Source organism: Kibdelosporangium persicum, from assembly GCF_013280595.1.
In the GTDB taxonomy this organism is placed as follows: Bacteria; Actinomycetota; Actinomycetes; order Mycobacteriales; family Pseudonocardiaceae; genus Kibdelosporangium; species Kibdelosporangium persicum.
Genome location: NZ_JAAATY010000032.1, coordinates 99,823 through 110,030 on the forward strand (window position 1 = coordinate 99,823; position 10,208 = coordinate 110,030).

Genomic DNA, 10,208 nt, shown 5'->3' on the forward strand with positions numbered 1-10,208 from the left:
CCCTTTCCTTACGAGTTGATCCGGTAGATGACCGCGTCCTCGCTCGGCACGGTGATCTCGGTGCGGCCGTGGGACGTGAACGTCCTGCCGGACCACAGTTCCCGGAAGGTGTTGCGGGACCGCAAGCCGATCCGCTCCGGGTCGATCGAGAACCGGCGGGGGCCGGACTTGTCGAAGTTGAACACCGCGAGGTACGTGTCCCTGCCGTGGTTCAGCACGTACATGGTGTTGGCCCGGAAGCCGGTGTCCCCGTCGACCGGGCGGAACGTCCGGCCGATCTCGGCGACCGCGTTGATCTCCGGGTTGGTCAGGAACTTCGCCGCGCGGCGCTTGAGCTCGGGATCGCCCGAGGCGCTGTAGTCGTCGCTGATCAGGTAGACACCCGTGATCACCGCCGAGGTGACCCTGGCGCGGTTGTGGTTCTCCGGCCAGATCCGCGGCTGCGCCGGGTTGGTGCCGTCGAACAGCAGCGCCTTGTTGTCCTTGTCGTAGTAGTAGTTGCCGAACTGGATGTGGTCGCCGTCGTTGTACTCGTAGACCTCGTCGAGCCACCAGCCGTACGTCACCGAGTTGAGCAGGTTTTCGGTGCTCTTCTGGTACAGGTCCGGGTTCTCCTCGTGCCAGTTGTTCATCGAGCCGTGCACGTCACACGAGATCCGCCGAGCGTTGCCGTACTGGCCCATGAACAGCGGGGAGATCGCCAGGTCGATGAACGTGTCCTCGCCGGCCCACGCCACGACCTGCTTCATGCCCTTGTGGAACGCCTGTAGTCCAGTGTGGACCGACGGGTCGAACCAGCTGTCGGACTCCAGCATGCCGTGCGTGAAGAAGTCCATCTTCACGTAACGGACGCCGAGCTCACGGAACTTGGTCAGCGCCAGCCGGGACCGGTTGAGCACTCCCGGGTTGGTCGGGTCCAGCGCCCAGCCGCCGTTGAGCAGGATCGGCTCGCCGTTGGCCTTCAACGCCATCTGCCGCAACGTCTGGTTGGGACAGCCGTCGCACAGCGCCGTGCCGCCGATCTGGTTGTCGATGCCTTCCTTCCAGAAGTTGGTGAACGGCTGGAAGTACAGCGCCGGCTCCTGGCCGTTGGCCCGCACGTGCGCGACGTAGTCCTCGAGCTTCTTCCAGCTGGTGCCCGGGTTTTCGAACTGCCACTGTGGATCCAGCAGGGCGTCCCAGTAGGAGTCGATGCCGACGTACGGCTTGCTCTCGCCCTTGAACTCCGGCAGCCTGCCGGCGATGAAGTCGCTCGTCTCGTTCATCAACGCCGGGTTGGCGACGGCCGAACCGAGCCCGCCCCACGAGTTGTAGCCGAACGGCGTGCCCTTGTCCCAGGTCCGGGTCCCGGTGACCTTGGCGTTGGCGCGGCCGAAGGTCTCCATACCGGTGCGCCAGTCGTCGAAGTAGCCGACCATCATCCGCGGTGACGTCACCGTTGTGCCGGTGATCGGGCGATGCGGCAGGGACTCCCGGTTGTGCTGGTACTTGTTGTCCGCTGTGCCGTAGTCGTACTGGTAGTCGGTCAGGCCCGCGGTGACTTCGAGCCGGTCCAGCTTGCCGCGGCGGCCCTGTGCGGTGATCCCGGACTTCCAGGTGTCGTGGTCGATCGAGCCGAACACGAAGCCGCGCCTGCTGGTGTCGTCGAAGACCGTGGTCACCTCGAAGCTGCGCTGCTCCGGCGTGACGTCGTCGATCGGCTTGGACTCGTAGCGCACCCAGGCGTCGTTGTCGACCGGCACCAGCAGCATCCTGCGGTCGCCGTTCGTCCCTATGTCCACGGCACCGGGTGAGTCGGCCACCACCGGGCTCATCTTGCTGGTGCTCAACGTCTCGCCGGAGGAGAGCTCGACCTGGACGAAGAAGTGGTCCGGCCCGTCGAACGTGAACCTCTGCCTGAGCGTCGGCATGCCGTAGCGCTCGCACGTCACCGTGTTGTCGCGATAACGGCAGCTGTTGCGGTAGTCCTTTGTGGAAATCGTGCGGCCGGGCAGCGTGACCTCGCTGGCGAAGTCCTTGATTCGCTTGGCACCACGCCAGTACACGTCCGCCGTGCCCTTGCCGGTCTGGTAGACGACCCGCACGTCGCCGTGGCCGAAAACGGCGACCGGCGACGCCTCGGCCGGGCTCACCCCGGCGGCCAGCAGCAGGAGGGACAAACCCGCGACACCACGTCTCTTCATTGAAACGCCCTTTTGCTCAGGAGAGGAACAACGTCTGCACGGCGATCGCCGCCGCACCGCGTGCCCACTCCTCGAACGGCAGCGGGCGGAGAATGAGTTCGCACTGCGCCGCGGCGCCGAACGCCTGCGTCGCGAAGGTTTCCCGGATCTCGTCGGCGAAGAGGTCGTACGCGTCGAGCCCCTCGCCGGACACGATGATCCGTTCGGGCCCGACCAGGTTCGCCACCGACGCGAGGCCACGGCCGATGGCCACACCGGCCCGGGCGAAGACCTTGCGCAAGGCCGTGTCGCCCAGCCGGGCGCCGGTGACGATCTCGGCCATGGTCAGCCCGGCTTCCCCGGTCGCCGTTCTGGCCTGCGCCACGATCGCGTCGGTGGACGCGATCGCCTCGACGCATCCCGTCGCGCCGCAATGGCACACGGGGCCGTCACCGAACACCGGGATGTGCCCGATCTCGCCGGCCACGCCGTGCGATCCGGCCACCACGCCGCCGTTGACCACGAGTCCGCAGCCGATGCCGGTGCCCAGGGTGACCAGGGCGAACGAGTTCGCGCCGACTCCGTCGCCGAACCAGCGCTCGGCCACCGTGATCGCTTTGACGTCGTTGTCGACCGTGATCTCCAGATCGATCTTCTCGGCCAGGAGGCCGCCTAATGCGACGTCGCGCCAGTGCAGGAATGGGGAGTACCGGACATGACCGGTGTCGCGGTCGACGTCGCCCGCGACCGTGACACCGAGGCAGTGCGTGCGCTGTTTGTACGCCTTGGATTCGGCCAGCAGTGCCGTGACCATCTCGGCGATGCCGTCCACGACCGCGTCGGGCTTCCGGGACGGCAGCGGGCGGAACTTCGTGACCAGCATCCGCGCCCGCAGATCGGTGACCACGCCGATCAGCTCCCGGTCGGTGACCTTCACGCCGAGGAAGAACTCCCGGTCCGCCCGGACTTCCAGTGGGCTGACCGGGCGGCCGATCCCGCTCTGCTCGGAGTCCCGCTCGATCAGATATCCGGCCTCGATCAGGGGCCGGGCCGCTTTCGTGACCGCTGCCGAGGACAACCCGGTGCGGCGCGCCACGTCCACCCGAGACACCGGGCCCTGGGTCAGGACCGTGGTGAACACGGTGGCCACCGCCGGGCTGGTGACCGGCGCCCGGCTGCTCTGGCGTCGTGGCGTCATGCTTCGGTAGCGTAGGTCCGGTAAATTAACTTCGTCAAGAAATTAAGTCGTTCCCAGGAGAAACGCGAGGTCCGCCGCATGGCTGAGGTGATCTTCAACGCCGATCAGCGACTCTGGCTGCTGACGACGGCGACCACGTCGTACGCGATCCGGCTGGACGAGTCGGACGCGCCGCGGCACGTGTACTGGGGCCCGGCGCTGACCGTGGCGCAGGCTGCCGCGATCCGTGTGCCGGTGCTGTCGAAGATCAGCAGCGTGGACGGCGTCAGCGACGAGGAACTGGTGGTCGAGGGCGGCTCCCGGTTCGACGCGCCGTCCCTGCAGGTGAAGTTCTCCGACGGCACCCGTGCCTTCGAGTGGAGGTACCTGGACCACACGGTCGAGGACGGGCATCTGGCGATCCGGTTCACCGACCGGCACTACCCGCTGGAAGTCGTGCTGCACTACTGGATCGGCGCGGGCACGGACGTGATCGAACGCTGGACCACGTTGCGGCACACCGGGGACTCCGGCCCGATCACGTTGCTGCGCACGGATTCCGCGTCGTGGTTCCTGCCCTGCCGGGAGGACTACCAGGTCGTGCACACGGTCGGCGGCTGGGCGAGCGAGTTCCGGTTGCGGCAGACCCCGCTTGATTTCGGGGAGACCGTCTTCACCAGCCGTCGTGGAACGTCCAGCCATCAGGCCAATCCCTGGCTGTTCGTGCAGTCCGGGGACGAGGTGTGGAGCGGTGCGCTGGCGTGGAGCGGGTCCTGGCGGATCACAGTGCGCCGCACGCCGCAGGGCCAGACCAGCTTCACCGGCGGCTTCGGCCACGAAGGTCTCTCGTGGCGGCTGAACCCGGGTGAGGACTGGGAAACCCCGGTGTTCGCAGGACTCTACGCCGCCGACGGGTTCGAGGCCGCGTCCCGGCGCTGGCACGCCTACGTGCGTAACCACGTACTGCCGCACCCCGACGAGACCCGCCCGATCGTCTACAACTCGTGGGAGGCCACGGAGTTCGACGTCGACGAGACGAAACAGAAGAACCTCGCCGCGCGGGCGGCCGCGTTGGGCTGCGAGCTGTTCGTGATGGACGACGGCTGGTTCGGTGCCCGGACGCATGACGCCGCCGGGCTGGGCGACTGGCACGTCAACCTGGACCGGTTCCCCGGCGGGCTGGACCCGTTGATCGCCGAGGTGCACCGGCTCGGCATGCGGTTCGGCCTGTGGGTCGAGCCGGAGATGGTGAACCCGGACAGTGAGCTGTACCGGCAGCACCCGGACTGGGTGATGCACATGCCGAACCGGACCCGCACCACCATGCGCAACCAGCTCGTGCTCAACTTCGGCCGCCCGGACGTCGCCGAGTGGGCGCACCAATGGCTGGACGAGCTGGTCGGCCGGCACGAGATCGACTTTCTGAAGTGGGACATGAACCGGTCGTTCAGCGAGGCGGGCTGGCCGGCCGAAGCCGACCAGGACCGGCTGTGGATCGACCACGTCCGGCACGTCTACGCGATCATCGACCGGTTGCGCGCCGACCACCCGGGCCTGCGCATCGAGGCCTGTTCGGGCGGCGGCGGCCGGATCGACCTCGGCATGCTCGCCCGGACCGACCAGGCCTGGATCTCCGACAACACGGACGCGTCCGACCGCATCGGCATCCAACGCGGCTACAGCGCCGTGTACCCGGCGCGCACCATGTCGGCCTGGGTGACCGACAGCCCCAACCCGTTCACCGGTCGCGTGGTCCCGCTGGCGTTCCGGTTCCACGTGGCCATGGCAGGCGTGCTGGGCATCGGCGGAAACCTGCTCAACTGGTCGTCCGAGGAACTGGCCGAGGCGACCGAGCTGGTGGCGTGGTACAAGGAAATCCGGCACGTGGTCCAGCACGGTGTGCGGTACCAGCTGTCCGCCGGGCCGGTGACCGGCGTGCAGTACGTCCTCGGCAACGAGGCGGTGGTCCTGCTGTGGCGGCCTTCCGTGCACTTCGGATTGCCGCAGATACCCGTGCGCCTCAAGGCCCTGGACCCGGCCACCCGGTACAGCACCGGCTCCGCCGAGTACGACGGAGCCGTCCTGCTGCACCACGGTTTCGAGCCTGCGCTGCCCAGCGGCGACTACGCCAGCACGATGATCCACCTCACCGAGGTCACGCCTTCCTGACCTCGACCTCGTAGGTGTTGTGGTTCAGGACGATCACGAAGTCGCCGCGGCGCGCGGCCTGCACACCGTCCGGCAGTCCACTCAGGACCGGTGTGACGGCCGCGCCCGTGACGACTTCGTTCATCAGTGTGCGCATGGCTGCTTCGTCGAGGCGTGTGCCGAGGTACCAGGCGACGCCGTTGCCGAACTCGTTCCTGGTCAGCGCCGGGCCGAAGTCGAAACTGCCCTTCACCGCCGCGGTCTCGGGTTCGATCTCCTCCGACCACAGGGTTCCGGTCGCCTGCTCACCGAGGATCTCGACGGTGATGTCGTCCTGAAGGGGCCGGAACTCCGGAATCCTGATGCCGAGCAGGTCACGGAACGGCGCCGGGTAGCCGCCGAGGTGCACGCGGTCGTTGCCGTCGACGATGCCGGAGAAGAACGACATCAGCAGGTGCCCGCCGTCGCGGACGTAGTTCTTGAAGTTCTCCGCGTCCTTGGTCAGGTACAGGTTCGGCACCACCACGAGCTTGTACTTGCCCAGGTCGGTGTCCGGGTGCACGACGTCGCAGCCGATGTTGGCTTCGAACAACGGTGTGTAGTGGCTGAGCAGCGCGTCCATCTGAGTCAGTGCGGTGGACGGGTGCGAGTCGAGCTCCAACGCCCACCAGTTGTCCCAGTCCAGGACCAGCGCGACCTGGTTGTCCGGCCGGGTGCCGAGAATCTCCTTGTGCTGCTTCAGTTCCGCGCCGAGTGCGGACACCTCGCGGAACGTCCGGCTGTCCGGCCCGGCGTGCGGGACCATCCCGGAGTGGAACTTCTCCGCGCCGCCCTGCGACTGGCGCCATTGGAAGTACAGGACAGCGTCGGCGCCGTGCGCGATCGCCTGCCAGCTCCACAGCCGCATCTGGCCGGGTGCCTTGATCGCGTTGCGCTCACGCCAGTTCACCGCGCTCGGTGCCTGCTCCATCAGCATCCACGGCTGCCCGTCGCGGGTCGAGCGGATCAGGTCGTAGCTCAGCCCGGCCAGGACGTGTGCCTTCTCGTCGAACGGGTCGGGGTACGAGTCGTAGCTGACGACGTCGACTTCCTTGCCCCACTTGTACAGGTCGAGGGTCTTGGCCACCGGCACGTGGTTGGTGGTGACCGGTTTGTCGGAGTACCGGCGGATCACGGCCTTCTCGGCCCGGAAGCACTCCAGCAGCGCGTCCGAGGAGAAGCGGGCGAAGTCCAGTTGCTGGGTGGGGTTGGCGAACGTCGGCGCGGTCCGCGGCGGCAGGATTTCGTCGAAGCTGTCGTAGCGCTGGGACCAGAACTTCGTCGACCAGGCGTCGTTGAGGGCATTGATGTCCTGGTAGCGGTTCTTCAGCCAGTCCCGGAAGTCCGCCGCGGAGACGTCGCAGTAGCACGCCCGGGTGTGGCAGCCGTACTCGTTGTTGATGTGCCACAAGGCAAGCGCCGGGTGGTCGTGATACCGGCTCGCCACCTGGCCGACCAGCTTTGCCGCGTGCTCACGGTAGATCGGGCTCGACGGGCAGTAGGCCTGGCGTGCTCCCGGCCAGAGCCGGGTGCCGTCCGCCTTCTGCGGCAACGTCTCCGGGTGCAGCCTGGCCAGCCACGGCGGGGGAGAGGCGGTCATGGTCGCCAGGCAGGCCGCGACGCCCGCGTCGGCCAGGTTGTCCAGCACGCGGTCGAACCAGCCGAAGTCGTAGTCGCCCGGCCGGGGCTCGACCTCGGCCCACGAGAAGATGCCGACGCTCACCAGGGACACGCCCGCCTGCCGCATCAGGTCCATGTCCTGGGCCCAGACTTCCTCAGGCCACTGCTCGGGGTTGTAGTCCCCACCGAACGCGAACCTGTCCAGTGGCCAGCGCATGTCACTCCTTAAGGTAGGACGTCCTACATCTTCCGGCGGCACAATACACGAAACCGCCGCCCGGCGTTCCCGACGAAGATCCACTGAGCGGACTTGTCCACAGTAGGCGTCTGTCCACAGCCCGGCCACCGTCGCCCTGTCCCGCGACCGCGCACCCGGGCACAGTCGAAGCATGCAGACACAGCAGCGCCCCCGAGTCCAACTCCGGGACACCGGCGAACTGATCGCCGCGGTCCCCCACCTGCTCGGCTTCCGGCCGACCGAGTCCGTGGTCGTCTGTGTGTACACGTACACAGGCCTTCGCACGCAGATCACGGCGTGCCTGCGTGCGGACATCCCGCCGCCCGATCTCTACGTCTCCCTGGCCGAACAACTCAAAGTGCCTGCCCTGCGCGCGAATTCCTGCGTGGTGTCGCTGATCATCGTCTCCGAGCATGCGGGCAGGCCACCGGATCCGTTGCCGTGCACCGAATTGGTGGACGCGCTGACGCAGGTGTTCGCGGCTTCGGGTGTGTTCGTCAACCACGCGTTCTGGGCGCCCAGGATCGAAGCGAACACGACGTGGTGGTGCTACGCGGACCTGGAGTGCCACGGCTCGATCCCCGATCCCGGGTCCTCCGAACTCGCGGCCGCGGCGGCCACGTTGGGCACGGTCACCTATGACAGCAAGGAGGAACTGCGTGCGACGCTGGAACCCGCCGACCGCGCCCCGCTCGCGGCGCGCGCTGAACGGATCTCCGCGGCGGTGCGGCTCTGCCAGGACGAGACCTATGCCCAGCAGTTGCTCGACACGCTGATCGACGAAGTCCGGGCGGGAAGCTGGACGCTCGACGAGGCCAGACTGGTCGACCTGGCCGTGGCGCTGACCAACGTCCGGGTCCGTGACGGATGCCTGCGTCCCGAGGTGACCAGCATCGGTCACCCGGTGGAGCGGTTGTGGTCCGCCCTCACCCGGGAACTTCCCGCGCCCTATCGTGCCGAACCAGCGTGCCTGCTCGCGCTGACCGCGTTCTTGCGTGGCGACGGTGTCCTCGCCGGGGTCGCGACGGAGATCGCGATGGAGGCCGACCCGGATCACCGGATCGCCATGCTGCTCCGTCACTCGATGGACTTCGGCCTTCCGCCTGAGTCGGTCGCCCGTGCCGTCGCCCAGTCCTTCCTCGGCCCACCGGACAACTCCTGCCGGTAAGCCGATGACGTGTGAGACCGCCGATTCGTGAGCACCGCTGGGCGGCTCAGTGAGCTGACTCCACGATGGCTTTGATGTGGCTGTTGCGGGCGCGGATCAGTCGCGGCATGTACCGGTTGAGCACGGTCGTCTCGGCGATCGTGCCCAGCAGGCCGAGTGGGGCGGCGAAATCTATGACGTCTCGCATGACGGTTCCGCCGTCGCGAGTGGGTTCGAAGTAGTGCGCGTGGTGCCAGTGCTTGAACGGGCCTGTGACTTGTTCGTCGACGAAGTAGTGGGGAGGTTCATGGGCACTGATCCGGGATGTCATCCGCCAGCGCAGGCCGAGGTGCCTGGCCTGCCAGGTGACCGAGTCGCCCAGCCGCATCCGGCCCGAGGTCACCCCGCCGACAGCCTGCTCGCCTGAGCCTGCCATCGAAGCGGTGTGCACCTCGACCTCCAGGGAGACATGAAGACACGCTGTGGTGGCGCCGCCACGGCCGTGACGATCTCGAAGCGCGGCATACAACGACTGTAGGCGCGACGCCGGGGTTCCGATCGCACCCGGTGATGGGGATGTCACCGGGCGCTCGCCTCGATGAAGCCGGGAGACGACGCAGGTCGCCTAGGCCGTGTTTCAAATGCCCGATCGCGATAGCCGGGCCGGATGCGGCCCCTGACGCCACCGCGGGACCGCCCAAAGACAACCAGTATTCGCGGCGATCCCGCGGCGACGCCAGGAACCGCCCCACCGAGCCGGTTCCGGCCTCCGGCCGGGGCAGACTCTCATCGACCGGGACATTCGAAACACGACCTAGCTTGAGTTTTAACCTTCGGGTGGCTGGTCGGGACCCCTGTTGATCATGAGTGAAGCCCTTGGTTGATCATTCTTCTTGCGACAGATGAAAGATCACTCACCAAGGGCTTCAGTTGATCAGTGTGCACGACACCCGCGCGGCCGGTGCGGGCGGGGACCTGTCCTGGTTCCGGCGAGAGTTCCACCAGTGCCTGCCCCGCCGAGCGGATGCGTTGTTCGAGCTGTGCGACGCGGTGTTATGCGGGGATGGCCCGGCCCGGTCGATCGCGGAGTTGTCCCTGGTCGGTGAGCACCGACGCGGGCACGGCAGCGGATACGCCGCGCTGGCCCGCGGCCAGATCGACATCCAACGACTGCGCACCGCGCTGAGCAGCGTGCCGATGCCGCGGGCTGCGGACGGCCGGCTGGTGCTGGCGGTGGACATCACCAGCTGGCTACGCCCCGAAGCGCACACCAGCCCACAACGGATCCTGTGTCACACCTACGGACGCGGCAAAGACACCCACATCATGGTGCCCGGCTGGCCCTACTCAGTCATCGTCGCACTGGAAACCGGGCGCAGCTCCTGGACCGCGCCCCTGGACGTGGTCCGGCTCGCCCCGGGCGCGGACGCCGCCGACGTGACCGCCGCCCAGGTGCGCGACGTGGTCGACCGGCTGATCACCGCTGGGCACTGGCGGCCCGGTGACCCGGACATCCTGCTGGTCGCCGACGCCGGCTACGACGGCCCACGGCTGGCACATGTGCTGGCCGACCTGCCCGTGGTCGTGCTGGTGCGGATGCGCTCGGATCGGGTGCTGCGCCGCCCCGCACCCCCATACGTGCCCGGCATCACCCAAGGCCGGCCCCGCCGCCACGGT

Annotated in this window: 7 protein-coding genes; 3 read left to right on the forward strand and 4 right to left on the reverse strand. The window is 67.7% G+C overall.

The annotated features are described in order from the left end of the window. Nucleotides 1-8: 8 nt before the first annotated feature. Nucleotides 9-2,183: an alpha-galactosidase gene (locus GC106_RS38315; RefSeq protein ID WP_173140716.1), complete on the reverse strand. Its 2,175-nt coding sequence runs from the start codon at nucleotides 2,181-2,183 to the stop codon at nucleotides 9-11. Nucleotides 2,184-2,199: 16 nt separating this feature from the next. Beyond that, nucleotides 2,200-3,360: an ROK family transcriptional regulator gene (locus GC106_RS38320; protein ID WP_173140718.1), complete on the reverse strand. Its 1,161-nt coding sequence runs from the start codon at nucleotides 3,358-3,360 to the stop codon at nucleotides 2,200-2,202. A 78-nt stretch (nucleotides 3,361-3,438) separates the two neighbouring features. Here GC106_RS38320 and GC106_RS38325 point away from each other — a divergent pair, with 78 nt between their 5' ends. Beyond that, the gene (locus tag GC106_RS38325; protein WP_173140719.1) at nucleotides 3,439-5,508 is read left to right on the forward strand and encodes an alpha-galactosidase; all 2,070 of its coding nucleotides are present in this window, start codon (nucleotides 3,439-3,441) and stop codon (nucleotides 5,506-5,508) included. Here the strand turns inward: GC106_RS38325 and GC106_RS38330 are convergent. Next, nucleotides 5,495-7,363 carry a beta-galactosidase gene (locus GC106_RS38330; protein WP_173140721.1) on the reverse strand — a complete coding sequence of 623 codons (1,869 nt, stop codon included), beginning with the start codon at nucleotides 7,361-7,363 and terminating at the stop codon, nucleotides 5,495-5,497. The genes GC106_RS38325 and GC106_RS38330 overlap by 14 nt on opposite strands. A 172-nt stretch (nucleotides 7,364-7,535) precedes the next feature. On the opposite strand from GC106_RS38330, the gene GC106_RS38335 reads away from it, so the two are divergent. After that, complete coding sequence (locus GC106_RS38335) at nucleotides 7,536-8,552, forward strand: DUF4192 domain-containing protein (RefSeq protein ID WP_173140723.1); 1,017 nt, start codon at nucleotides 7,536-7,538, stop codon at nucleotides 8,550-8,552. A gap of 46 nt (nucleotides 8,553-8,598) precedes the next feature. Here the strand turns inward: GC106_RS38335 and GC106_RS38340 are convergent, their stop codons facing one another. Further along, nucleotides 8,599-8,967 (reverse strand): SRPBCC family protein, encoded by a 369-nt coding sequence (locus tag GC106_RS38340; protein WP_217281472.1) that lies wholly within the window; start codon nucleotides 8,965-8,967, stop codon nucleotides 8,599-8,601. Nucleotides 8,968-9,470: 503 nt separating this feature from the next. On the opposite strand from GC106_RS38340, the gene GC106_RS38345 reads away from it, so the two are divergent. After that, the coding region (locus GC106_RS38345; RefSeq protein WP_312873219.1) for a transposase at nucleotides 9,471-10,208 on the forward strand (738 nt) is incomplete at its 3' end.

Bases quoted from the DNA above. Each gene is read 5' to 3' on its own strand.
- GC106_RS38315 (WP_173140716.1), bottom strand. From the start codon at position 2,183: ATGAAGAGACGTGGTGTCGCGGGTTTGTCCCTCCTGCTGCTGGCCGCC.
- GC106_RS38335 (WP_173140723.1), top strand. From the start codon at position 7,536: ATGCAGACACAGCAGCGCCCCCGAGTCCAACTCCGGGACACCGGCGAA.
- GC106_RS38325 (WP_173140719.1), top strand. From the start codon at position 3,439: ATGGCTGAGGTGATCTTCAACGCCGATCAGCGACTCTGGCTGCTGACG.
- GC106_RS38330 (WP_173140721.1), bottom strand. From the start codon at position 7,363: ATGCGCTGGCCACTGGACAGGTTCGCGTTCGGTGGGGACTACAACCCC.
- GC106_RS38320 (WP_173140718.1), bottom strand. From the start codon at position 3,360: ATGACGCCACGACGCCAGAGCAGCCGGGCGCCGGTCACCAGCCCGGCG.
- GC106_RS38340 (WP_217281472.1), bottom strand. From the start codon at position 8,967: ATGGCAGGCTCAGGCGAGCAGGCTGTCGGCGGGGTGACCTCGGGCCGG.